This is a genomic window from Bartonella sp. HY328, assembly GCF_025449335.1.
GTDB lineage: Bacteria > Pseudomonadota > Alphaproteobacteria > Rhizobiales > Rhizobiaceae > HY038.
This window is the reverse complement of sequence record NZ_CP104883.1, coordinates 2064892-2090822: the sequence shown is the minus strand read 5'-3', so window position 1 is coordinate 2090822 and position 25931 is coordinate 2064892. Positions and strand designations below refer to the sequence as shown.

The following is a 25931-nucleotide window of genomic DNA, read 5'->3' as shown; positions in this document are numbered from 1 at the left end:
CGATTAAATCTTAGTTATTTGTTGAATGGTGGTTACTATTTTTTGTTTTCAACAGTGATACAACAACACCAATTGTTAAAATACCAAAAGTAATAATTAACGACCAAATCGCAGGGAATTTATCCCAATTCATGAGATCGGCGATAAACATTTTACTGCCGATGAAAATAAGCAATACTGAAAGTGCATATTTCAAATAGGCAAAGCGGTGCAACACAGCAGCAAGCGCAAAGAACAATGCGCGAAGACCTAATATCGCAAATATATTCGACGTATAAACAATGAACGGGTCAGTTGTAATGGTAAATACAGCTGGTACTGAATCTACTGCAAAAATAATATCGGTAAATTCTACCATTATGAGTGCAAGGAAAAGCGGTGTTGCAAAACGCAATAATGTGCCGTTTTGTTGCTTTTTAACAAAAAACTTATTACCGTGAAGATCATCTGTTACGCGCAAATATTTGCGGGCAAAACATAATACCGGATTACGGCTCATATCAGGCTCTGCTTCATCTTTGGCAAAAAGCATCTTAATACCCGTAAAGATAAGAAATGCTGCAAAGAGGTAAAGAACAAAGTGATAATTGGCGACGATAGCGGAGCCAAAGCCGATCATTAAACCGCGCAGTATAATAACACCTAATACCCCCCAGAATAATACGCGATGTTGATATTGGCGAGGAATAGCCAGCATAGAGAAAATAAGCGCAATGACAAAAATATTGTCAAGCGATAGGGTTTTTTCAACGACAAAGGCGGTTAAATATTGCGCTGTTTCAGTTGCGCCCATTTGCCAATAAACAATGCCAGAAAAAGCAACGCCAAGACTAATATAAAAGGCGGATAATTTTAAACTTTTACCGATTTCAATTTCATGGTCACCACGGTTAAAAAGACCAAGGTCTAGCACGAGAAGAAATAAAACAATTACAAGGAAAAATAGCCACAGCCAAATTGGGGTGCCTAGAAAAGGCATAAAAAACATGTCCATAAAGACCTCAATTAATTGGAAGAGATCCACAGACAAAATCGGGCGGACCTCAAGATAACTCGAAGTGGTCCGACATCGCAGTTTTTCAAATTAAACTACCAGAGGGGCCCGGCCCATGCAAACAAGATAGGGCTGCTTTTTACTCAATTCAAGGGTAAGGTTTAAAAAAAATTAAACCATATCCGCTTGAGGTAGAATGAATGGCACATGGGCAGGAGGCAGGGAATTGACTGGTAGATAGCAATTATAAATATTTTTTAGGTTTGTCGCGGTGATAACCTCTTGTGGCGTGCCTTTGGCAGCAATCTTACCTTTTTGCATTAAAATAAGATGATCAGCATAGCGGGCTGCAAGGTTCAAGTCATGCAAAATAGCAATGACACCACCGCCTTGCTTAACAAAATCTTTGGCGATATTCATAACCGTTAATTGATGTTCTATATCAAGGGCGGCAACTGGCTCATCAAGCATTAGCCAGCAAGGCTTGCCTTGATATTCGGGTTGCCAAATTTGGCATAAAACACGGGCAAGCTGAACCCGCGCCTGTTCACCGCCTGAAAGCTCTTGGTAAAATTTTGCATGGTAATCAACTAAGTCCACTTTACTTAAAGCCGCATAAATTAATTCATCATCACTAGCTAATAAGCGGCCATTGCCTGCTGATAAGCCAATTGCCACCACTTCACGCACTAAAAATGGAAAAGACATAGTGCTGGCTTGTGGCAAAACAGCGCGTTGGCAAGCAAGTTGCCATGCTTTTATATGACGTGTATTTTGTCCATTGATGTAAATATCACCGCCATATTGTAACTCACCGCAAAGTGCGCTGAGTAAAGTTGTTTTGCCAGAACCATTAGGGCCTATAATAACAGTTAATTCACCCGCTTTAATATTAATAGCTAAATTCTCGATAATTGTTTTTTTACCGCGATTTACGCTAAGATTTTCAACTTTTATCATTATAACATCATCCCGCGTTGGCGCAATAAAATCCAAAGAAAGAAGGGGGCACCGATAAGTGCCGTTATTATGCCAATTGCCAATTCAGCCGGATAATTAACTGTTCTTGCAAGATAGTCTGCTAAAATTACTAAGCACGCACCCAGCAGTGCGGAGCAGGGGATAAGGTAACGATGGTTAGGGCCAATAATTAGTCGCAATATATGCGGTATAACAATACCAACAAAACCAATGCCACCGCTGACCGCAACTGCCGCACCACACATTAAGGCAACCAAGGTAATTGATATGTTTTTGAGCCTCTGCACTGGAAACCCTAGATGTCCAGCAACGGGTTCGCCTAATGCAAGGGCGTTTAAACCATTGGCTAAAAAGGGGGCAATGCAAAGACCTATTATGATGAATGGCGCTGAAATGAGCACTTTATCCATTGTTGTTCCAACCAATGAACCCAGACTCCAAAACTGGATATCGCGTAGTTGAAGATCATTTGCTTTTGTAACTAAAATACCAATGATCGCCGAAAGAAATGATGAAATAGCAATGCCGGCTAAAAGCATGGTTGCAATGGATGTTTTTCCGTTGTGGGTTGCAATGGAGTAAAGCAGTAGAGTAATAACCAAACTGCTTAAAAATGCACTCAATACAATGCCAAAAGATCCAATTATTGGTGTTAGGCTCACAGGCAGAAGATGTCCTAACACAATAAACACAACTGCACCAAAACCTGCTCCGGCCGATACTCCGACAATACCGGGGTCTGCTAAAGGGTTGCGGAATAAGCCTTGCATTAAAACACCGCAAACAGCAAGGGCACTGCCGACCAATATACCTAAAAGAACTCTTGGCAAACGAATGTCTATCAGAACGAGGTAATCATTACTCTCTTGCACTTGTTTAATGTTATCTGCACTAAAATAGTTGCTAATTAGTCGTAGTAATGAAACCTCTGATTGTCCTAATAAAAGGCCACAAAGGACACAGATAATGAAGATTGGTACAAGGGTAATTAAAACCAATTGACCACGAAGACTTCTGTCACCTTTTTTCATTGCCGCAAGAGTTTCGCTCTTTGGAACAGGCACAGTGTGGCTCGACAAAGACATTATTATTCCTATTTCAATTGATTTGGGCCATAAAGCAATTCTGCGACATCACGTGCTGCAGCAGCTGTGCGCGGGCCAAAGCCAAGCAAATAAAGCCCTTCCATATCTTTAATCATATTGTTTTTAGCTGCAGGGGTTGCTCTAACAGCTGGTAAATCGGTAAGCTGGGTGGTCACAGGACGGCCTGGAAATGGCGACATTGACAAAATCATATCAGGTTTTGCAGCCAGTAATGCTTCATCGTTTAAGAGCTTGTAGCCTTCAAATCCGGTAATAGCATTTTCAGCGCCTGCAAGCTTGATGATGCCATCAGCGGCCGTATTGCTACCAGCCGCCATAACGCGACCATTTTGGACTGAAAGTACGAAAAGAATTTTTTTCTTTTCTGTGACCTTGGCAGTCAATTCATCGGTTTTGTTGAAATCGTCGTTAAGCTTAGCAATAAGTTCTTCAGCCTTATCTTCAAGCATTAGCGCTTTGCCAACGCTGCGCACTTTGTTAATAACACCATCGCGGCTAAAGCTTTCTGGCACAATGACCATCGGCACTGATGCTTTTTCCAAAATGTCAATGGTTGTTTTTGGGCCACTGCCGTCAACCAACAAAATACCTTTTGGGGCGAGAGAAAGTACATTTTCGGCAGATAGAGCACGCATATAGCCAATATCTGGTAGAGCTTTGGCAGCTTCTGGATAGGTGCTGGTCATGTCGCGAGCAATGATCCTATCTTGTGCGTCAAGTGCAAAGACAATCTCGGTTAAAGCGCCACCAATAACAATAATTTTGGAGTCTTTAGGTAAAACTTCGGTTTCCGCGCTTTGTGCGGTATGGCTAACCGAAAACAGGCACAGAATAAGAATTGTTTGGATAAGTATCTTTTGCCAAAGAGAAAACGGCTTTTTGATAGTTTTATAAAACATCGTGTTATCCTGTGATTTTCTTTATTGATTAATGTTAAAATTAATTTGTCAGTTTTAAGATATTAATTATGATGAGTATCATTGTTGAAGAGTGAGAGTTTAAGCAAAATTTTACGTTTTACCCAAAGTTTGGTTGGAGGAAAGGTTTTTGTTTTTTCCTCCAACCAATTTTAACTTATTAAGCAACAGCGCTTTGCTCTAGGCGTGGTAGCGATGCCATTAGGTCGCTCCATGCGCTTAGTTCTTTTTCGCCTTCTTGACGTTTGCCAAAGAATTGAATGATAAGATTATTGTCCTTATCAAATACTTCCATAGAGGTGATTTCGCCGTCTTTGGTTGGCTTTTTTACAGCCCAAATTTTAGCAACATTGGGTTCCAGTAAATGAAGGTGGAATTGCTCATCCATAATATTAGTCCATTCACCATAAGGTTTGACTGGGCCAATTTTGCCGGTAAAGATTTGGATGCAACCGCGATTACCAACAAAGCACATAATTGGTAAATCTTGTTCATGAGATTTATCAAGCATGGTTTTGATCGCACTTTTATCCAATTCGTAAGCAAAACGATCGCCAACAATATGGTTTGCTTCATGGCGCTCAACTTGCATATCTTTTAAAATATTATGCAATTGATGCACATCTTTCATTTCACTCCAGCGGCGACGGAATTCTTCAATATCAAGATCACCTTCACGCTTTGCTGCTTCTTTTGTAAAAGGCTCAACGCTGATCATGTCGGTTGGTGTACCAAGTGAATTCTGGTCAGCAAAAGCTTTCCATGCATCATGGTCGGTGCCTTCATGTTCATAAATCTTAAATACAGCAGTACCAAACTTATCAAAATATTGGATGCTATTATATTTTTTGCCCATGATCTCAACTTGCTTTTCAAACGCAAAAGCCCAGTTTTTATTGATAATGCGCAAGTCAATTTCGCCTAATGTGAGCGATGCACCTTCACCATAAAAGGTTTTTTCAAAATGTCCGCGCATTTCATGTACGGCTGAATCATTGCGTACAATGCATAAGACTTTACCAAAAGTTTTAGCCTTTTCTAAAAGATCAGCAATGTCTACCTTTAATTGGCGGGCTTCACTGTTACAGGCATAGGCGCAAATGAGTTCAGCTTCAGTGATGCCGATAGACTTCACAAAATCGCGTTCGCGCAGTTTCACGCCACTTTCAGCGACTGCGGCTTTATGTTTGGTGATGATGTCTTGTGCTTTTGCGTTCAACATGGAAAATTCCTATTTGTTTAATATTAGCTTGCCAAAGCGCGTTTTCTTTAAGCGATAAGTGGTATTTTCGTGAATGATAATAACTTCACGACTATTTTTAAAAAGTTGAGCGCTATCTATGATTGGCGGTGTAAGCAATGTCGCAGCAGACAGATCTGCATCATCTGCTAACTTATTCTTAACTGCATCTCCCATGATCATTCCCATTTTATTTCTCCGTTTTTTAAGAGCCGCGCTATAAAAGGGAAAAGCGCATTAAGGGTTGGTATTTGTTGCTTTGTTACACTTAGTTAGACTAAATAAATTGTAAAAGTAGAGAAGGCGCAATAAACGCATTTTATATAACTATCAATTGCTTAGCGCACTAATTTAACAAGGTCATATAAAGAGGTAGGATAGACCTACCTCTTTATATTGATTTAAAATTTTTGAATGAATGATAATTTGAAACTACGGCCTGGTTCGCTAAAATATTCTTTAGGATAGGATGTTGAAGAACGTAGATTCAAAGCATTCCAATAGGTTTTATCAAAAAGATTATAAACACCAGCTTGTAAGCGTGGCCCTTTTTCACCCATTGGTTCCCACCAACCAGTTAAATCAACAACAGCATAACCAGGGGCGCGCGCATAATCTGAATTTTTAGCTACTTTATTACGTTTGCCAGCGGCTGTTAAATTAACATCTGCTCCCCAAATTTCTTGCGCATAGCCTAAACCAACCATGCCCTTGAAAGGTGGAACAGAGTTTAGATACTCATCCTTATCGGTGTCGCGCCCTTCAGCATAGGCAAGGGCAAAATTTGTATGCCAACCATTACCAATTTGCCAATGACCTTTTGCTTCAACACCAGAAATAGTAACGCGTGCACGGTTAATATTTTCAAAGCGACCAAGTGGGAATTCTCTATTACCGGCTAAGCTAACTTGGTCGATAAAATTCTTGTAACGGTTGCTAAACACACTGATTGAGCCACCTAAATCTTTATCGCCAAGTTGAACACCAATATCAAAACCATTGCTTGTTTCAGGTTTTAAATCTGGATTACCGCGGGTGTAATAGAATCCTGGGTTTGTGTAGTTGAAATAAAGTTCAGAGGCAGTTGGAGCGCGAAATGCCTGAGCCCATTGTGCGTAAAGTGTGACCTTATTGGCAACATCCCATTCACCACGTAACTTAGGTGAAAAGCGTGAGTCGCTTTGCGAATCTGGATAGCCAGTGAAGCCAGAATTTTGTTCATAGCGTGCGCTGTGTTTTGGATCCCGCTCATACCAGTCAAAACGGCCACCAGGTGTAATTCTTACGCGACCATCATAAAATGCAATTTCATCTTCAAAAGCAAAACCAAAATTCTTACTTTCTGTTGTAGGTGAATCTGCTTGATTGACGTGCATGAATTGGCAAGTCATGAAAGGGCGTGTGTAGGGTGGGGGTGGGCAGCTATCTTCACCACCAGCATATTGCTGATATCTTGAAAATGACGTGTCAATTGCAACACGAACTGTATGGCTTGTTGCACCCAGTTGCAATGTTTTAAAACCATTGACATTGAAGCCATATACACGTTCTTCCGTCTGTGCGTCGCGTAAGTAAAAGCCTGTTGGTACAGGAATACGATTACCATATTGGCTAGTTTCTAAGCGTTGGCGCTGCCAGTAAACATTGGCATGTGCTTCATCTAGCCAACCATCGCCATTACCCATGTAATCATAAGATGCAGAAAAACGTTCACGTTTTTTCGTTTGATCTTCATAGAATGTACCTGGCGTATAAGTGCGTACGGCTTGATTTAAGCCATGTGTGGTGCCATCAAAATAAAATCGTTCAGCCGTGAAGCCAAAGCGATGCTCTTTGCCGACATGCTGATAAACTTTGAAAAGCAAATTATTATTATCAAAGTCTGCTGGATTAGCGATTGAGCGATCAACGCCATAACCACCAACAGAACCGTTATTTTCGCGCTGTTTGCCGCCAACATAACCGCCTTGCAACAAGAAATAAGTATCATTGGCGCGCACAGCGAAAGCTTCGTCAATATGCCAGCTGCGATTTGATGAATCGTAGCTTCCTTTAGTAAGGGAGGCCCAATTTTTGTCACCAGTCAATAGGTCTTCTGGGTCAAGAGTACGGAGCATAACAACACCGCCAAGTGCGCCGGAACCATAAAGGCTAGAATCTGAACCACGCACGATATCAAGGCTTGAAAGTGAAGAGATGTTAAATGAGGAAATGCCCCCAGTTAAATTTCGGTTTGAAGGATCAGGAAACCAAGTAATAGGCACGCCATCAATTGTTGTTAAAACACGGTTTTGATCAAGTCCGCGAATGGTAAAACTGTCCGAGCCGCGGCTATAAGAAATAGCAGGATCAAGTCTTGAGATATCATTAATATCATCAACCTGTTTTTTGGCAATTGTTTCGCCTGAAATACTATCTGTTAATACTGTGGCTTTACGGTCAAGTCTTTCTTTTTTACCTTCAACCACGACAGTATCTAGCGTTTGAGAATCAGACGTTGCATTTGTAGTCTGATTCGTTGTTTGCGCTGATGCAGGGCTTGCTGCGCAAATGGCAATAACGCCAAATGCTGCATAATGTTTTAAACGCTTTAATTGTAACCAATACATTAAGATACCATCCTTCTCAATTCTTTTGAAAAGCTTTGGCTTGCCACATTAGATTGGCTGGCTACGCTTCATATCATGGATAGTCACTATTAAACATGATACTAACAGTCAAGAAAAAAGTTGATTTTTATCATTTGGGCTGGTTTAATAACAGGGTTGATGATCCGTTATATATTAAAGGATAATAAGTTATGTATATCGCAATGAACCGTTTCAAAGTCAATAAAGGTAATGAAGCCGAGTTTGAAACTATTTGGAGAGAGCGTGAAAGCCGTTTGAAAGAATTGCCGGGCTTTGTAGAGTTTCATTTACTTAAATGTGACACTGATAAGGATGAAAATACCAGCCTCTATTCTTCGCATGCTGTTTGGAAAGATCGTGAAGATTTTATCAGTTGGACGAAGTCAGAGCAATTCCGCGATGCCCATAAGGGTGCTGGTGAACGCCGCCATGTTTTTGCGGGACCACCACATTTTGAAGGTTTTGAAGTTATTTTGTCTGAAAAGGCTTAATCGCTGATAGATCGGCTGCTTTGCTCGTGGTTGTTTTTTTAAACCAATAATACAAAGCAGCCATTTTTTTTAATACAGTTAAGTCAGCTTTAATTACTTATTTGTAACGTCCATTTTTGGTCGTCTTTAACAAGTTTTTGGTTGAATAGTGTCTTGATTTCATCTTGATGTGTTATGCAGATGACTATTGTATTGGGACAGTGTTTTTTCAATAAAGACATGGATTTAAGTGCATTATCGTGATCAAGTTGGTTGGTTGCTTCATCAAGAAAAAGAATATCTGGCTGGTAAAGTATAGCGCGGGCTATAGAGACACGCTGTTGCTCGCCACCTGATAATATTTGCTGCCAATTGTCATCATGGTCTATTTTGTCGCCTAAGTTTAGGCTTACCAATTTCAGTGCATCCTTTATGATTTCATCGTTAAAATTATTATTTGCAGGGTAGCTTATGACAGTGCGTAGCGAGCCTTTAAACAAATAAGGCGTTTGTGGTAAAAAGAGCATGCGCCCGAAAAACGCGCGATCTCCTTGGCAAAACGGCCAAAGTCCAGCTAAATAGCGTAAAAATGTTGTTTTTCCTGCACCGCTTTTGCCATCAACCAAAAGCCAATCGCTTTTTTCCAGTTTAATATCAGGAAAATAGCCTAATGGTGTTTTATCTGGATAAAAAAGTTTAACATTTTGGATGGAAAGAAAGGAGCTTTTAGGGACGCTTCGTTGCTTGGATAGATCATTGTCGCTTTGGTTGCATTTTGTTGCTATAGGGCAAATATTTAAGGCTGTATCAAATTCGGCCAAGCGTTTGATGAATGATGACCATTCAATCAAACGCTTATAATAAGTGGCTATCCAGCCAAAGCCATCAGCTACAATGGCAAAGGCACTTTGTATTTGCATCACGTCGCCAAAGGTTATGGTTTTATTCAAAAAAAATGGCAGTACCGCAATAATTGGAATAAAGCTGGTTAAGCGAAATTGGAATGCGGTTATAGATTCTAATTTTATCTCAACTTTGATGATTTGAAACCAATTATCGCCTATAGCATCAAATAGTTGCTTTTGATGTTTATTTTCGGATGCTTCACCATTATAAAATGCAACTTCTTCACTTTTTTCCGTCAGTCGTACCAGCTTTGCTCTATAATCAGCTTCCCTATGTTGGCGATCTATGTTGAGAGAAAGTAAGATTTTACCAATCCAATGGATAATTAATGTTGATACAACGCCATAGGCTAGGGCTATCCAAAATACATAGCCATGCAATGTATATTGTGCATCCTTTAAGGTGATATCAACGAGCGGTGAAAGATTCCACAAAATGACAATAAAGGTTAACAATCGCGTTGCATGGGTTAATAGCGATTTGAATAAAAAAACGCTTTCAGCCGTGAATAATCTTATGTCTTCGGCTATACGTTGATCTGGATTATCAGGATATTGGTTGAAACGCAGCATATAATGGCGATGGTCATCTAGCCATTTGTCACTAAAATAATTGTTCAGTTCTCGTCGCCATAAAAACACTAAAATTTTGCCGAATGCACTGCCAACAACAATGCTTAAAATAACAATTGATAAATAAAATATATAAATAAAAATTAAGTGAAATGCTGCTTCACCATCAAATTGCTGAAGCGCATCGTAGAACAGCTTTTGCCACTCATTGATAAAAACACTCATATATACAAACAGGAATTGGCAGCTTATGGTTAGGATAAGCGAAGCCCAAATTTGCCAATTAAATGTTTTAAGGCTGAAAGGTGCCAAAAATAGTTTGAAATAATAAGAATATTTCATCTCAGCCTTATTTATAAATTGGTAAATTGCTAATTTAAGTTTTATCGTTTTGATATTCTTTATGGTAAGCTAATTTATATTGGCTGAAATATTCAGCCAATATAGGCTTTTGGTGGGCAAAAACTAAAATGTGGCGTTAAAGGTGACTAAGATACTTCTTGGATCAGCAAAGTAATTGCTGAAGGTTTTGTCACGTACGCGATTATTTTCATAATAACGCTTATCAAAAATATTATTAGCATTGATTTGCAAATAAATATTCTCTTTAAAATTATATTGTAGGCTTAAATCCCAAACTGCATAGGCTTTTTGTTCAATATTATAGACGCTTTTGGTTTTGCTTTGCGCGCGAACACCGCCGCCGATTTTCCATTTGTCATTATCAATGGGTAAGACATAAGTGGTGTTTAAGCGGAACATATGTTGAGGTGTTGCAGGACTGTAATTGTTGCCAGCGATAATTGAAGTGGATTCTGTTTCAAGATATTTACTGCGATTATAGGTATAGCCTGTAAATACATTCCAGCCTTTCGTAATCTCGCCACTAAGTTCTATATCAAAGCCACGGCTTTGCACTTTTCCATCTGCATAATAATATCTTTCAATATTGTTATAAATCGCACGATTTGCTTGAATAATTTCAAATAATGCAAAGGAAGCATCAACGCGTCCGTCAAAGAAAGTGCTTTTTATGCCAATTTCTTTGTTGGTGCCAGTAACTGGTGGCAAAAAATTATCATTCTTATCAAGCGCTGATTGCGGCCGAAATATTTCTGTGTAGCTAGCGTAAAGTGTAGCATTATCATCAAGATTATAGTTAAGCCCATAATAGGGAATAAATTTTGTCTTTTCATAATGGTCGCGTATAATATCGTCATCTGGGTTACCTCGATAGCGGTAGTATTTTGAGGTGCTATCATATTGATAATTAGTTGCCCTTGTACCGATAATTGCATATAAGCCGTCAATAAAGTTGAAGCGACCACCAAAACGACCAGCTGTTTCCTTGTATTTTGTATTAAATTTAACATCGGTATAAAGGATGCTGTTATTTGACCAATTAGGCTCAATAATTTCATTTCCGGTGAAATTATCTATATTATATTTTGTAGAGTTGGGCACAACGCGCATATGTGAATCATAATCATTGTAAGAATAATCAATACCACCAAATATTTCTTGTTTGCGGTTGAAAAGCTCAAAACCGCCAGTTAATTTAATTTGAGTGCTAAATTGTTGTCCGTCATTATCATAACGGATTGCGTCATTAACGCTGGCAAGACGATCAATTCCTAAGCCATTTTTAGCGATAAGAGCTGAAAATGCATTATGTGACTTAAATTGGTTATAATTAGCTGATGCATTCAACTTCCAATCACTAGAAAATTCATGGTCAATTTCAAAAAATCCATTGGTTTTTTGTTTTTCCAAGCGGTTCCATTTAGCGCCAAGGTAGGTCGAGCGAGATAGTCCGGCATCTTTGCCATCACGGGTCATGGGGACGCCATAAAAATCTGGGACTTCATTGCGTTTTTGGAAAAGACCTCCTAATTGCCAAGTAGTGTTATTGCCAATGTCGCCCTCAATAACACCAAAAATCATACCATTTTTATGATCAATATTGTCTTTAAAAGAACCAGCCTTATCAAAATTGCCAACAAAGCGGCCACGCAAGCTCTTATCAGCATTAAGTGGACCGGTTATATCTATGGTTTCTTGGATTTTGCTCCAATTGCCGACAGAAAATGTATTGGTTGCTGAAAACTCGTCTTTAGCGCGTTTGCGAACTAAATTAATCGTACCGCCAGGCTCTCCCGTTCCTTGCATAAGGCCAGTTGGTCCACGTAATACTTCAATGTGATCATAGATTGCAAGATCGCTATAATCCCCAGCATCTCTATAGGCATTTATTCGGGCGCCTGGCGCGTAGGAATTAACACCATCCTCTTGAATTTGATCCATATAAAAGCCACGCGATTGGAAGCGATATATGCCAGATTCGCGTAACACATTGATGCCAGTGGTATTTTTTAAGGCGTCGGCAATATTGCTTGATGCTTGGTCTTTTAGTTTTTGATTGGTAATAATTGATACGCTTTGCGGTGTTTCACGCGCAGTGAGCGTTAATCCTGTGGCAGAACTTATATCATCAATAATATAGCTGCCTGTGCCTTCCGTTAAACTGCGGAAATTTGCTCGATTAACGATGACTGTATCTAAGGTTTCATCATCGGTCTCATGGCTATTGCTCTGCGCATAAATATAATTGATGCTGCATGGTTGAAGCGCTAAAAACAATATAGCAAGTTTCCAATTTTTACGCATTGATGTTTCCTTAACAGCAAGATTTTAAGAAAGCCATTTGTTTTAAAAATGACTTTAAACAAATTTAAAAACGTGAATTTGCTAACAAAGGTTCATTCGTTGGGGATTAATGTCTGCGCCATAATATATTTTTTTTAATTTTACTAGCGATGTACAAAATAATTTTAATTATACATAATTTTTATTTATTTTTTATTTTTAATTAGAATAATTAATATAACAATATTATATTAGATGTTTATTGTGTTGATGGGCTTAAAGTAAAATTGTTTTATTACCACCAATTTAAATTAGATAGAGATTAAATACACCGTCAAACTGTTATACGTTTTGTTCCTTTTTTGGGGGGTGTGGATCAAATGTGGATGAATTTATTTAATTTCGTTTTTTGGTTAATAATATTGCTTGCGCTTGATGATCGGCGTATTTGATGAGCTTAGATAAATTCAGGTGATTCATTATGGCAGAAGCGACAATCCATTCAATCAATAAAGCCAAGGGCCAAGGTGATAGTTATCGTCAAGCTCCCCATAATCTTGAAGCTGAGCAAGCATTGCTTGGCGCATTGTTGATTAATAATGATGCTTTCGATCGCGTATCGGATTTTTTAAAACCTATACATTTTTACGAGCCGTTGCATGCAAAGCTTTTTGAAGTTATCTCTAGCCTTGTTGGTATGGGTAAGACTGCAAATCCAGTAACGGTAAAGCCTTTTATTCCTGCTGATGAAAAGCTTGGCGATATGACGGTATTTAACTATGTTATACGCTTGGTAACTGAAGCAGTAACTGTTATTAATGCTACCGATTATGGTCGCTCTATCTATGATCTATATATTCGCCGTGCCTTAATTAGCGTTGGCGAAGATGTTGTTAATAATGCTTATGATGCACCAGTTGACCATGCGCCGGGTAAACAAATTGAAGAAGCTGAGCAGCGCCTTTTCCAATTGGCTGAAACAGGCCGCTATGGTGGTGGTTTTGAAAATTTTGGTGAAGCATTAACCAAAGCCGTTGAGCTTGCTGCAGCTGCTCATAAACGTACATCAAAATTATCTGGTATTCCAACACAAATCCATACACTTGATGAGCGTATGGGTGGCTTGCAACGCTCCGATCTTATTATTTTGGCTGGTCGTCCGGGTATGGGTAAAACCTCGCTTGCAACAAATATTGCGTTTAATGTTGCTGCTGCATATAATGCGGAAAAAGCCAAGGAAAATAATGGCACCAATGAAGGTGGCGTGGTTGGCTTTTTCTCGCTCGAAATGTCGTCAGAACAGCTCGCTACCCGTATTATTGCTGAACAGGCAGAAATTTCGTCATCAAAAATTAGGCGTGGTGATATTTCAGAAGAAGAATATACAAGATTACTTCGCGCGACCAAGACCATGCAGCAAGTACCACTTTATATCGATCAGACCGGTGGTATTTCCATTGCTCAGCTTGCTGCACGCTCACGCCGCTTAAAGCGCCAGCGCGGCCTTGATGTTTTGGTAGTAGACTATGTGCAGCTTATGTCTGGTTCATCCAAGCGCTCATCAGAAAATCGCGTACAGGAAATTACCGAAATCACCACCGGCTTGAAGTCATTGGGCAAAGAGTTGAATGTGCCGATTATCGCACTTTCCCAGCTTTCTCGTCAGGTGGAATCGCGTGAAGATAAACGTCCACAGCTTTCAGATCTTCGCGAATCAGGTTCGATTGAGCAAGATGCGGACGTTGTATTGTTCGTTTACCGAGAAGAATATTATATTAAAAACCGTGAGCCAAAACTTGGTACGGAAGAGCACATGAAATGGCAAACCGACATGGAAGAAGCCTTTGGCAAGGCTGAAGTAATTATTGCAAAACAGCGTCACGGTCCAACAGGTACCGTGAAGCTTGCTTTCCAATCAGAATTTACGCGCTTCTCTGATCTTGCTGAAGAAGATCGTTTGCCAGAACGTTTTGAATAAAGTGATAGTTGATACGCGGCGATGCCGTAAACGTAATGAGGGAAAGTTGGTAAGACTTTCCCTTTTTGATTTATATTGAAAATATGAGATGAAAGTTCCTATATAGTGCTAATTGTCAGGCTGGCGGTAAAATATATTCATGATTTTGCTCTTCATTAGGTTATATAAATAAGGATTTTAGTAAAGATTTATGGCGCGTTCAAAGGTTCAATTCATTTGTCAAAATTGCGGTACGGTCTATTCGCGCTGGTCGGGTAAGTGTGATGCTTGCGGTGAGTGGAATACATTGGTCGAAGAGGGGACGAATGGTGGTATCGGTTCTGGTCCTGCAAAGGCAAGCGCGCGTAAGGGGCGCGCTGTACAGCTAACTGATCTTTCGGGTGAAATTGAAGATGCGCCGCGTATTTGTTCTGGCATAGCGGAGCTTGATCGCGTTACCGGTGGTGGTTTTGTGCGCGGTTCCGCTCTTTTGGTGGGCGGCGATCCGGGTATTGGCAAATCTACACTATTAACTCAAGCCGCCGCCGCTTTGTCGCGGCAAGGCCATAATATTGTTTATGTGTCGGGTGAAGAAGCGATCGCTCAAATAAGGTTGCGTGCGCAGCGGCTCGGCGTTGCCGATTCTGCCGTGCAATTGGCGGCTGAAACTAATGTTGAAGATATTTTAGCAACCCTTAGTACGGCGCGTAGGCCTGATTTGGTTATCATAGATTCTATTCAGACACTCTGGTCGGATGGCGCAGATTCGTCACCTGGTACGGTGACGCAAGTGCGCATAGGCGCACAAAGTATGATCCGTTACGCAAAGCAAACTGGGGCTGCAGTTGTTTTGGTTGGACATGTCACTAAAGATGGTCAGATTGCCGGTCCTCGTGTTGTAGAACATATGGTTGATGGCGTACTTTATTTTGAAGGTGAGGGCGGCCATCATTATCGTATTTTGCGCACAGTTAAAAACCGTTTTGGTGCAACGGATGAAATTGGCGTGTTTGAGATGTCAGATAAGGGCTTGCGTGAAGTTGCTAATCCATCTGAATTATTCTTAGGCGAGCGCAATGAAAAAGCACCGGGTGCAGTTGTTTTTGCTGGTATGGAGGGAACGCGCCCAGTTCTTGTAGAAATTCAAGCTCTTGTGGCTCCATCTTCACTTGGTACGCCGCGCCGCGCCGTCGTTGGTTGGGATAGTAGCCGTTTGGCTATGATTTTAGCCGTTCTTGAAGCGCATTGCGGTGTACGCTTTGGAAGCCATGATGTTTATTTAAATGTTGCAGGTGGTTATCGCATTAGCGAACCTGCCGCAGATTTAGCTGTTGCAGCTGCCCTTGTTTCATCAATTGCCGGTGTCGCATTGCCAGCTGATTGCGTTTATTTTGGTGAAATTAGTCTTTCTGGCGCAATTCGCCCTGTTGCACATGCCTTGCAACGCTTGAAGGAAGCTGAAAAACTTGGCTTTAAACGTGCCACTTTGCCGAAGGCTGGTAAGGAAAAAATGAACCAAAATGATTTTGCTATACGTGAACTTGATAATCTTCCTGATCTTGTTGCACGTATTGCTTTGGCAAAAAACAAAGCAGGACGTGATAATCAATAGTGAAATTTATCAAGATTATTTATAGTATTAACGTGGTTTTGACATAATGCGTTATTATCAACAAAAATTGTGGCTTATTTGCTTTTTGTAGCAAAGTTAATGATTTTTTTAACGTGACCATGCCATTGATGCAATTCTTCCCATTTGAAAGATCTTTCATTTTTGTTAGGTCTATTGCGTGGGGAGAAGTTCAGGATGTGCAAACGCAGTTATAAAATGTAATATTATTTTTCATTTTATGGTATTTTTCTCGCAAGTAAGTTCGCTTGCAGAAAATTAGCTAGACGATAATAATTCTATGGTTGAAGCCATAATAGCTTTGGCTGTAAATTAAATTAAAAATTAGGAAGAAACTAATGCCCGTTACTTTGCTTGACATTATTGTTGTTGTGGTTGTTTTGCTGTCCGCATTTCTTGCCACTATTCGTGGATTTTCACGCGAAATTTTGTCGTTGCTATCATGGGTTTTAGCCGCAGCAGCTACATTTTTTCTTTATGAATATGCGTTGCAATTTGCCTCACCTTATTTTTCTAACAAGACGGTGGCAATTGCTGTCACGATTGTCGTGCTTTTTTTGTTCTTTCTTTTTGTTATTTCTATATTTACTATGAAGCTTGCCGATATCATTGTGGATAGCCGCATCGGTGCGCTTGATCGTACTCTTGGATTTATTTTCGGGTTGGCTCGCGGAGTTTTAATTTTAGCAGTTGCAGTGATTTTTTTGAACGAATTGGTAAAACCTGCAGATCAGGTTGATTGGATCAAAAATGCTAAAACCAAACCCGCAATTGATTCTGTTGCCTATAAATTACGCGATACATTAAATGAAGCCTCGGTCAAATTATGGGGTATGGCAGACCGTATCAAGCCATCAACTGAAACTTCTCCAAATGATTTGTTGAATAATGGTGAAGCAGGCCAGCCAGTTGAGTAATTTTTTTCTATCGCATATTTAAGAATGATGCTTAGCATGCTATATATCTGTTTTGGAAATAGCTGCGAAGGCACATTGGCGAATGAAAACCTCTTTCAATGACTTTTCTCAATACACCACTTCTCAATTTAACACTTCACCAAATAAAGTTGATTTAGACCAATTTCAATTGGAAGTTGATGGAGATACCCTTCATGAAGAATGTGGTGTTTTTGGTATTTTAGGGCATGAAGATGCAGCAACCCTGACAGCTTTAGGGTTACATGCTTTGCAACATCGTGGCCAAGAAGCGGCAGGCATTGTTTCCTATGATGGCGCGGCTTTTTATTCTGAAAAGCAGATGGGGCTTGTTGGTGATCATTATACCGATCCTGCAATGTTGGCACGCTTACCGGGGAACATGGCTATTGGCCATGTGCGTTACTCGACAACTGGCGAAACCGTATTGCGCAATGTTCAGCCGCTATTTGCTGAATTGGAAGTGGGCGGCATTGCTATTGCCCATAATGGTAATTTTACCAATGGTCTTACACTGCGCCGTAAGCTTATTGCATCTGGTGCAATTTGCCAATCAACATCCGATACTGAAGTTGTTTTGCATTTGATCGCGCGTTCACAGCAAGCATCTTCATCCGACCGTTTTGTCGATGCTATACGGCAGGTTGAAGGTGGTTATGCTATTCTAGCATTAACGCGTACTAAACTAATTGCAGCACGTGATCCTTTGGGTATTCGTCCTCTCGTTATGGGTGAGCTTGATGGCAAGCCAATTTTCTGTTCGGAAACCTGCGCCCTTGATATTATTGGGGCTAAATTCATTCGTGATGTCAAAAATGGTGAAGTCATTATTTGTGAAGTGCAAAAGGATGGCACTATTTCAACAACAGTGATTGCACCTGAAAATCCCAAGCCAGAGCGCTTATGCTTATTTGAATATGTCTATTTTGCTCGCCCTGATTCCGTTGTTGGTGGACGCAATGTTTATACAACGCGCAAAAACATGGGGGTTAATCTTGCCAAGGAAGCACCGTGTGATGGTGATGTCGTAGTTCCGGTGCCCGATGGGGGAACTCCTGCAGCTATTGGCTATGCACAGGCAAGTGGCATACCGTTTGAGCTTGGCATTATTCGTAACCATTATGTCGGTCGTACTTTTATTGAACCTACCCAACAGATCCGCGCTTTTGGCGTTAAATTGAAACACTCAGCCAATCGTGCGGTGATTGAAGGCAAGCGGGTTATCTTAGTTGACGATTCTATTGTGCGCGGTACAACCTCGATTAAAATTGTACAAATGCTGCGCGATGCTGGTGCGCGTGAAGTGCACATTCGTGTTGCGAGCCCAATGATTTTTTATCCAGATTTTTATGGGATCGATACACCAGAAGCATCCAAGCTTCTGGCTAATCAATATCCTGATTTAAAATCTATGAGCGAATATATTGGTGTTGACTCATTAGAGTTTTTGTCAATTGATGGTCTTTACCGTGCGGTAGGCGGCGAGCCACGCAATAACGCAAATCCACAATTTACCGATCATTATTTTACCGGTGATTATCCAACCTATTTGGCCGATGAGCATAGCAGTGACAACGTCCATAAATTATCTGTGTTGCGAACCAGCCGATAATTTTATTTGCCAAAAAGGGAGAATAGTGTGCAAGATTTTTCACTTGGTGGCAAGCTAGCATTGGTAACCGGTGCATCACGCGGTATAGGCAAGGCTTTTTGCCTCGAGCTTGCTAAACGGCAATGTCATATTATTGCCGTTGCAAGAACCATTGGCGGCTTGGAAGAGCTTGACGACGAGGTTCAAGCATTAGGTGGTACAGCAACACTTGTACCGCTTGATCTTAGCGATATGGATGGTATTGATCGCCTCGGTGCATTAATTTTTGAACGATGGGGTCACCTAGATATATTATTGGCAAATGCTGGTATATTAGGGCCGATTTCTCCAGTTGCCCATATTGAAGCGAGTGAATTTGATCAGATAATGACTATCAATGTCACCAGTCAATGGCGGCTCATCCGGTCCACAGAACCTTTGCTAAGAAAAGCTGCTGCTGGCAGAGCAATTTTAATGTCGTCAGGAGCCGCACATCGGGTTCGTGCTTTTTGGGGCGCCTATGGTGCAAGTAAGGCGGCGCTTGAAGTACTTGGCCGTGCTTGGGCAGATGAGATGCGTCAAACAAATTTACGTATCAACTTTGTCAATCCTGGCGCTACTCGAACCGATATGCGCGCTAAAGCCATGCCGGGAGAGGATCCGTTAACATTACCAACCGCAGCAGAAGTCGCAAGCTCGATGATGCCACTTGTCGCACCAGGCTTAAATGATCATGGCCGGTTATTTGACGTGCGGCGTAATCGGTTTGTTGATTATCATCTACCCGATTAAATCAATATTACGCAGACGGTTTTCCTCTTCTGCAATATAATCACGGGTAATTGGTACTGCATCTTGCCGATGGGCAAGCTGAATATGGAAAACCATCATATTTTGCCAACGAAAAGCGGATTCTGATGCTGCAAGATAAAATTCCCACATGCGGCAAAAACGTTCATCATATAAAGCTTTGGCTTTATCACGCTGGCTTAAAAAACGCTCACGCCATGCTTTTAAAGTGTCAGCATAATGCAAACGCAATATTTCAATATCTGTAATGACCAGCCCAGTTTTTTCAATAATGGGTATGACTTCAGAGAGGGCAGGGATATAGCCGCCGGGGAAAACATATTTTCGAATAAATGGATTGGTTACACCTGGCACATCATTGCGCCCAATAGAATGAAGGACAAAAACGCCATCAGGCTTTAGCATGCGTTTCACATGAGAAAAATATTCTTTATAGTGGCCAATGCCAACATGCTCGAACATGCCGACTGAAACTATCTTATCAAATTGTTCTTTAATTAAGCGATAGTCTTGAAGAAGAAATCGGCATTGCTGCTCAAGCCCTTGATCCTTGGCGCGTTGGTTCGCGACGGCATGCTGCTCATGGGAAAGTGTAACTCCTGTCACATTGGCTTTTAAAAAACGTGCCATATAAAGCCCTAGGCCGCCCCAGCCGCAACCAATATCCAGAAGGCGTTCACCTTCTTTAATTGATAGTTTTGCTGCAAGATGGCGCTTTTTGGCAAGTTGTGCTTCCTCAAGCGTAGAATCTGGAGTTTCAAAATAGGCGCAAGAATATTGCTTATCAGAATCTAAGAATAAATCATAAAGCTGGCCTGATAAGTCATAATGCTGACGTATATTACCGCTTGAGCGCTTCAAATTATTCATTTGCATAAAGCGTTTAGTGCTGGTGCGAACAGCATTTAAAATTCGCATCCAAAGTTCATTTTCGGCGCTTTTTCCCGAATTGGTAAATATAAGTTCTAATAAGCTATAAATATCGCCTTTTAAAAAATCAAAACCACTATTCATGTAAGCTTCGCCGAACTTTAATGCAGGATCAAGCGCAATTTCTTTTTCCCATTTGGCGTTATTTATGCGTACATGAATGGGACAGCCTTCACCATCACCATATTGAAATAGCGTGCCGCTTGCATCGGTGACGATAAGGTTGCCTTTTTTTATAAGATGCTTAAGAAGAGTTGTAAGTAAACTAAACATAATCCTCACCTAGCAAAAACCCCATCGCCAAAACGAAACAGGGAGTATCAATACATAATTGCATCAATCATAACAGCGCTTAATACTGTTACTGGTATTTATCTTTTGGCAAGTAAGTTCACCCATAGCCAATAACCGTTGAGACCATAATAAAACTTTCTATGTGGTTATATTAATTATGAATCGGCTTTATGCTTATCTATTTTATAAGTGTAGTGAAATTTTTAAGAATTAAAATAAAAAAACACCCGACTTTGCAGCTGGGTGTGATCATTTTTTGTTTATCATGCTATATTATAAGCTAAAAGCGTGCATCACAATTATTAGAAATAGTAAATGTACTATTTATAAAAGCTTATTAAGCTTGATCTTCATCTTCGTCGGTGAAGTCAGCATCATCTTCATCTTCTTCAACTGGTGGAAGCTTGTATTCATCGCGATCAATTGCAGAAAGATCTTCACCCTTAGCTTGACGCTCTGCTTCATCAGCTGAACGAGCAACATTAACTGTTACAGTGGTGGAGACTTCAGGATGCAAGGCTAAGGTTACAGTATGAAGGCCAATGGTCTTGATTGGGTGTGCAAGCTCAACCTGTGTGCGAACAATAGTGAAACCATCAGCTGTGATTGCTTCAGCGATATCGCGAGTAGAAACTGAACCATAAAGTTGACCTGTTTCACTGGCTTGGCGAATAGCGATAAAGCTCTTGCCTTCAAGCTTAGCTGCGATTTGATCAGCTTCGCTCTTACGCTCTAAGTTATGAGCTTCGAGCTGTGCACGCTTGCTATCAAAATAAGATTGGTTAGCATCATTGGCGCGAAGTGCTTTACCCTTTGGTAAAAGGAAGTTACGAGCAAAACCGTCTTTAACGGTTACAATGTCACCCATCTGACCAAGGCGGGCGATGCGTTCTAAAAGAATTACTTTCATGATTTTATCCTTAAGGTTGGGATTGAAATTTTAATTTAAAGGGGTATCGATTTGTTGTTTTTTATCTTTGATAGCGCGCAAAACCGTAGAAAGAACGCCAAGAGCAATTACAATCATGGTTGAAATGCCAGAGAAAGCAAAAATAAAAATTAGGATGTAAGCTAACACCAAGGCGATTACACGCCATGATTTTCCGATGGTAATATGATGAATAAAGGCGAGCCCACTGGCAAAAAAACCAAGCGAAAAAGCTATAGATAATGAGATTGTACAAAGCAATAATGTATAATTCATTGCCGGAAAGCCGCTCGCAATTAAAGCAACCAAAAGTACGGTAATCCCCATAGGCGGCATTACCAAATCGGTAGGCCAAAAGTTGCGGGGCCTTGGACTTAAGTTTTTGTTTGCCACAAAACGACAAGCTGTATAAACCGCAAGTAATAACATGCTAAATAGGCTACTAATGATAAGCAATGTAATACCTGCTATGGTATAAAAAACAAAGTTGTCATCAATAATTAATTTAATTTGGGCAATACTTAATTTGATTTGGTCAATTTTATCAGGGTCCAAACTCAAATTGGTTAAAGAGTTAAAATTTTCAGCATTAAAATGCGACTGTATTTCATTAAAGGTCGCATCGGACAAAAGCGGTTGAGCCGAAAAAATGTTGAAAAATCCCGTTAGCATTACCACGACGACAACGCAGATAATGCAAATATTAAATAATATGCTTGATAGTGGAACCCAATTTGCTTCTTTGGTATCTCTTCTTACCGCAACAATACTTAGCATAAAGCTAATATAAAGTGCAGGAAGTAACAAGCTAATAAATAATGAAATAGAAAGGTTAATAGGCAAGGTAAAGCAGCAAAGAATAAAAGCAATAATTGTTGTTATTGCACCAGCACGAATACCCTTAATAAGGCTCACAATAATAGCTGGAAGAATTGTTAAAAAGCTAAAAATATAAGCTAATAATGGCGAATATTTAGTCATGTAAAGTGTAAATACACCTGCAAAACCTGATATTATCGCACTTAAAATAACAATATTAAAAAAACTTTTGTCTTGTTGCATTGCTTTGCTGTCCTGCTTTTCCTAAAATCTTCGCTTGTTTTAGCTAAGATTTTCGCAGTTAGAGGCATGACCCCAACCAACTATTTTTGCTTATAATTTTATTAAAACTTTAAAAGCTATAATAGTTAAATAGAATGTTGAATATTGATTAAATATGAAAGGCAGAAGTTACTTCTACCTTTCAAAAAAATTGCTTACTTCACTACATAAGGAAGAAGGCCAAGGAAACGAGCACGCTTAATAGCGCGAGCAAGTTCACGTTGCTTCTTCTGACTTACAGCTGTGATACGTGAAGGAACGATTTTGCCGCGTTCTGAAATATAACGCTGCAAAAGCTTGATGTCCTTGTAGTCGATCTTTGGAGCATTAGCGCCTAAGAAAGGGCATGTTTTACGACGACGATGGAAAGGACGACGGCTTGGGATCTGATTAATATCAACCATTATTCTTCTCCTTCACCGAAATTTTCATCATTGTCACGTGGACGACGGCCGCGACGTGGACGTTCATCATCGCGATCACGGCGAGACAACATTGCTGATTGTCCTTCTTCGTGAGCTTCAACGCGAATGGTCATGAAGCGCAAAATGTCTTCATTGATACGCATTTGACGTTCCATTTCAGCAATTGCTGCTGCTGGAGCATCAATGTTGATGCATGCAAAATATGCACGGCGATTCTTGCGAATGCGATAGGTTAGGGGACGAATACCCCAATTTTCGATACGCCCGACTTTGCCACCGTTTGCTTCAATCACGCCTTTGTAGGTTTCTACAAGCTGATCTACTTGCTGCGGAGCAACATCCTGTCGGGCAAGGAACACATGTTCATAAAGAGCCATTTGCTTTGCCTTTCTTCGATTAATACCCGATATACTGGCGCAAAGCCTCTGCGACTTCTCTATTCTTTTGAAAGATGAAGAAAGGACGCACGGTGAGACGTTCGAGAGCGGAGACACGGGAGGATTTAAAATTAATTTTTAAAGCTAAAGGCAAAACCTATAGCCCTCCGTTCAGCCCCCAGCCAATAGCCTCGGGTAGACGAGGCAGTGCTTAAAGGGTTTTTAGTGAAAAAGCAAGGGCATAAAGCATATTTATCCATTTTAAACAGATTGCAAACTGTATAAAATGCATTTCAATGCATCAGTGGTTCGAATGTTTAAATTGTAATTGCCATTTCAGGTTGTAGTAACCAGCGCAAGGCCTGAGGTAAGGTGTCGATAAGGTCTTCTGCGATGAGGCCTGGGCCAAAAATCGACGCTGCTTCACTATGAAGGTAAGTGGCAGTACAGGCAGCTTCAAATGCTGGCATGCCTTGGGCAACAAAGCCGCCGCATAGGCCGGCAAGAACGTCACCTGATCCTGCTGTTGCAAGATAGGCAGGCGCATTGGTGTTAATGGCTGCGCGGCCGTCAGGTGAAGCGATTATACTATCTGCACCTTTATAAAGGATCACGGCCTTTGATTGTTCGGCCGCCATTTGCGCTTTTTCTAGGCGTGACAAGAATTTATTGCGTGCTATTTCAGGGAAAAGCTTTTTAAACTCGCCCTCATGGGGTGTTAATATGACTTTAGTTGTCGAGCGCTCGACAGAGCTAAATAATCGCTGCGGTATTTCTGTAAAGGCTGTAATACCGTCAGCGTCAAGAATAAGCGCATCAAGGCTTTGGGTTATAATAAGTTCAAGTGCAATATCACGTGCGCGCATGCGATCGCCAAAGCCGGGCCCAAGCACCGCCGCTTTTACCTTGCGGTTATGCATAAATTCGATGATATCTTCAATTTTATCATAAATATGCAACATAACTGATGTGAGTTGTACAGCATTTACCAAAAGCGCGCTTGACTGCGAAAGTAATGTGACTGCACCAGCGCCGGCGCGTGCACTGGCATGTGCGGCTAGGCGTCCTGCGCCCGTACTGGTTGATGGTCCTGAAAAAACAGCACAATGACCGCGGCTATATTTATGACTATTATGGTCGGGAATGGGGAGTTTATCTTTCCAAATGAATGGAATATTGACCATGGTTTTAGGATTTATCTCATCTAATACTTTGTGATTGATGCCTATATCGGCGCAAATTACCTTCCCTGCCAAAGATTTGCCTGGATAAAGTAGGTGGCCGGGCTTCATGCGAAAAAAAGTCACCGTCAATTGTGCTTTAATTGCAACGCCCAGTATGTCACCCCTGAGTCCAGAAATCCCCGATGGCAAATCCACCGCAACAATTGGCTTGCCGCTATCGTTGGCAAGGTTGATAATATCTGCGTCGCTGCCGCTTATCGGACGATCAAGACCAGCGCCAAATAGGGCATCTATAATAATGTCAAACTCGTCAGGTTTAAATTCTGCAGTTGGCTTAATTGAGCCTTGAAAATTGTTGGCAGCAGTTTGCGCATCACTTTGTGGGCGAGGTGGTGTATCGCTAAAACAAGTCGCTTCCAAACCGCGCCGCTTAATGACAGTAGCAGCGACATAACCGTCACCGCCATTATTGCCTGGTCCGCATAGGACTGCCACTTTAGCTGTATCAGGAAAATGTCTCAATAATGTATCAGCAACTGCAAGGCCAGCATTAAGCATCAATTGATAACCAGAAAGGCCACCATTCTTAATGGTCAAGCTATCTGCCTGCGCCATTTCTTGTGGATTCAACAAAAAACTATCCGTTATGTTGTGGTCCTTCATATGCTAATGCCTCTTTTTTGTAGGTTGTGCCTAAAATTTAAGCGATGTGCTGCTTCGTAGTATAGACTCATTTTCAAGGTTTGAATTTAGCTCATAGTGTTATAAAGTGCTATTTTAAGGCGATTTCAACAAGAATATAATTTTTTTATGTTGAATTTGCAATTGGCATGGTTCATGCATGTATAGAATATCAGAAACCCTAGGGTGGATTTTTAAATGGAGGCCTTTCAAATATGAAAAAGATTGAAGCAATTATTAAGCCATTTAAGCTTGATGAGGTCAAGGAAGCCCTACAGGAAGTTGGCTTGCAAGGAATAACGGTCATTGAAGCTAAGGGTTTTGGACGTCAAAAAGGACATACAGAGCTTTATCGCGGTGCTGAATATGTTGTCGATTTTTTGCCTAAGGTAAAAGTTGAAGTCATTGTTGCTGATGAAACTGTTGAACCAGCAATTGAAGCCATCCGCAAGGCGGCGCAAACAGGCCGTATTGGTGATGGTAAGATTTTTGTGTCGTCCATCGAAGAAGTGATCCGCATTCGTACTGGTGAATCAGGCGTTGATGCTATCTAAATTTTATTTTCCAAAGCTACCCCAGCAAGAAATATTTTGCTAGTATGGCTTGTGGTTAGCAGATTTCCAAAC

General features: G+C 40.7%; 22 protein-coding genes. 7 read left to right on the top strand and 15 right to left on the bottom strand.

The genetic code is table 11. From position 1 onward, the window contains the following. Window positions 1-10: 10 nt before the first annotated feature. The 7 genes from N5852_RS08860 to N5852_RS08830 all read right to left on the bottom strand — a co-directional run bounded on the left by N5852_RS08860 (window position 11) and on the right by N5852_RS08830 (window position 7847). Complete coding sequence (locus tag N5852_RS08860; protein ID WP_262097448.1) at window positions 11-994, bottom strand: TerC family protein; 984 nt, start codon at window positions 992-994, stop codon at window positions 11-13. 171 nt (window positions 995-1165) lie between these two features. Further along, the gene (locus N5852_RS08855; protein WP_262097447.1) at window positions 1166-1954 is read right to left on the bottom strand and encodes a heme ABC transporter ATP-binding protein; all 789 of its coding nucleotides are present in this window, start codon (window positions 1952-1954) and stop codon (window positions 1166-1168) included. Beyond that, window positions 1954-3060, bottom strand: coding sequence for a FecCD family ABC transporter permease (locus tag N5852_RS08850; protein ID WP_262097446.1), 1107 nt, complete (start codon window positions 3058-3060; stop codon window positions 1954-1956). The genes N5852_RS08855 and N5852_RS08850 overlap by 1 nt, the downstream gene beginning before the upstream one ends. An 8-nt stretch (window positions 3061-3068) precedes the next feature. Next, a complete protein-coding gene (locus N5852_RS08845) occupies window positions 3069-3980 on the bottom strand; it encodes a heme/hemin ABC transporter substrate-binding protein (RefSeq protein ID WP_262097445.1) in 912 nt (303 codons plus the stop codon). A gap of 178 nt (window positions 3981-4158) precedes the next feature. Next, the gene (locus N5852_RS08840) at window positions 4159-5220 is read right to left on the bottom strand and encodes a hemin-degrading factor (protein WP_262097444.1); all 1062 of its coding nucleotides are present in this window, start codon (window positions 5218-5220) and stop codon (window positions 4159-4161) included. Window positions 5221-5229: 9 nt separating this feature from the next. Then, the gene (gene hemP / locus N5852_RS08835) at window positions 5230-5415 is read right to left on the bottom strand and encodes a hemin uptake protein HemP (protein WP_262097443.1); all 186 of its coding nucleotides are present in this window, start codon (window positions 5413-5415) and stop codon (window positions 5230-5232) included. A 224-nt stretch (window positions 5416-5639) separates the two neighbouring features. Continuing rightward, window positions 5640-7847 carry a TonB-dependent hemoglobin/transferrin/lactoferrin family receptor gene (locus tag N5852_RS08830; RefSeq protein WP_262097442.1) on the bottom strand — a complete coding sequence of 736 codons (2208 nt, stop codon included), beginning with the start codon at window positions 7845-7847 and terminating at the stop codon, window positions 5640-5642. 191 nt (window positions 7848-8038) lie between these two features. Between N5852_RS08830 and N5852_RS08825 the strand changes: the two genes are divergently transcribed. Continuing rightward, window positions 8039-8359, top strand: a complete 321-nt coding sequence (locus N5852_RS08825; protein WP_262097441.1) for a heme-degrading protein HmuQ — start codon at window positions 8039-8041, stop codon at window positions 8357-8359. An 89-nt stretch (window positions 8360-8448) separates the two neighbouring features. Here the strand turns inward: N5852_RS08825 and N5852_RS08820 are convergent, their stop codons facing one another. Together N5852_RS08820 and N5852_RS08815 are read right to left on the bottom strand one after the other, a co-directional pair. Continuing rightward, entirely contained in the window at window positions 8449-10158 is a 1710-nt protein-coding gene (locus N5852_RS08820; protein ID WP_262097440.1) for an ABC transporter ATP-binding protein/permease, read from the bottom strand. A gap of 123 nt (window positions 10159-10281) precedes the next feature. After that, window positions 10282-12483: a TonB-dependent siderophore receptor gene (locus N5852_RS08815; protein ID WP_262097439.1), complete on the bottom strand. Its 2202-nt coding sequence runs from the start codon at window positions 12481-12483 to the stop codon at window positions 10282-10284. Between the two features lie 460 nt (window positions 12484-12943). Here N5852_RS08815 and N5852_RS08810 point away from each other — a divergent pair, with 460 nt between their 5' ends. The 5 genes from N5852_RS08810 (at window position 12944) to N5852_RS08790 (ending at window position 19367) form a co-directional block, all read left to right on the top strand. Then, on the top strand, window positions 12944-14440 hold the full coding sequence (locus N5852_RS08810) for a replicative DNA helicase (RefSeq protein ID WP_262097438.1): 1497 nt from the start codon (window positions 12944-12946) through the stop codon (window positions 14438-14440). Between the two features lie 190 nt (window positions 14441-14630). Next, window positions 14631-16031, top strand: coding sequence for a DNA repair protein RadA (gene radA / locus N5852_RS08805; RefSeq protein WP_182419120.1), 1401 nt, complete (start codon window positions 14631-14633; stop codon window positions 16029-16031). 356 nt (window positions 16032-16387) lie between these two features. Beyond that, window positions 16388-16966, top strand: a complete 579-nt coding sequence (locus N5852_RS08800) for a CvpA family protein (RefSeq protein ID WP_262097437.1) — start codon at window positions 16388-16390, stop codon at window positions 16964-16966. Between the two features lie 82 nt (window positions 16967-17048). Then, the gene (gene purF, locus N5852_RS08795) at window positions 17049-18596 is read left to right on the top strand and encodes an amidophosphoribosyltransferase (RefSeq protein WP_262097436.1); all 1548 of its coding nucleotides are present in this window, start codon (window positions 17049-17051) and stop codon (window positions 18594-18596) included. 27 nt (window positions 18597-18623) lie between these two features. Then, window positions 18624-19367 carry an SDR family NAD(P)-dependent oxidoreductase gene (locus N5852_RS08790; RefSeq protein ID WP_262097435.1) on the top strand — a complete coding sequence of 248 codons (744 nt, stop codon included), beginning with the start codon at window positions 18624-18626 and terminating at the stop codon, window positions 19365-19367. Here the strand turns inward: N5852_RS08790 and N5852_RS08785 are convergent. The 6 genes from N5852_RS08785 to N5852_RS08760 form a co-directional block, all read right to left on the bottom strand. Beyond that, window positions 19356-20588, bottom strand: coding sequence for a cyclopropane fatty acid synthase (locus N5852_RS08785; RefSeq protein WP_262097434.1), 1233 nt, complete (start codon window positions 20586-20588; stop codon window positions 19356-19358). The genes N5852_RS08790 and N5852_RS08785 overlap by 12 nt on opposite strands. Before the next feature lie 358 nt (window positions 20589-20946). Next, complete coding sequence (rplI, locus tag N5852_RS08780; RefSeq protein WP_262097433.1) at window positions 20947-21519, bottom strand: 50S ribosomal protein L9; 573 nt, start codon at window positions 21517-21519, stop codon at window positions 20947-20949. Window positions 21520-21549: 30 nt separating this feature from the next. Then, window positions 21550-22599, bottom strand: a complete 1050-nt coding sequence (locus N5852_RS08775) for a YybS family protein (protein WP_262097432.1) — start codon at window positions 22597-22599, stop codon at window positions 21550-21552. 194 nt (window positions 22600-22793) lie between these two features. Then, window positions 22794-23042, bottom strand: coding sequence for a 30S ribosomal protein S18 (rpsR, locus tag N5852_RS08770; protein ID WP_182419128.1), 249 nt, complete (start codon window positions 23040-23042; stop codon window positions 22794-22796). Then, window positions 23042-23440 carry a 30S ribosomal protein S6 gene (rpsF, locus tag N5852_RS08765; protein WP_182419129.1) on the bottom strand — a complete coding sequence of 133 codons (399 nt, stop codon included), beginning with the start codon at window positions 23438-23440 and terminating at the stop codon, window positions 23042-23044. Before rpsF ends, rpsR begins: the two co-directional genes overlap by 1 nt. Before the next feature lie 317 nt (window positions 23441-23757). Then, window positions 23758-25287, bottom strand: coding sequence for an NAD(P)H-hydrate dehydratase (locus tag N5852_RS08760; RefSeq protein WP_262097431.1), 1530 nt, complete (start codon window positions 25285-25287; stop codon window positions 23758-23760). A gap of 233 nt (window positions 25288-25520) precedes the next feature. On the opposite strand from N5852_RS08760, the gene N5852_RS08755 reads away from it, so the two are divergent. Beyond that, window positions 25521-25859 (top strand): P-II family nitrogen regulator, encoded by a 339-nt coding sequence (locus tag N5852_RS08755; protein WP_182419131.1) that lies wholly within the window; start codon window positions 25521-25523, stop codon window positions 25857-25859. The last annotated feature ends 72 nt before the right edge of the window (window positions 25860-25931 follow it).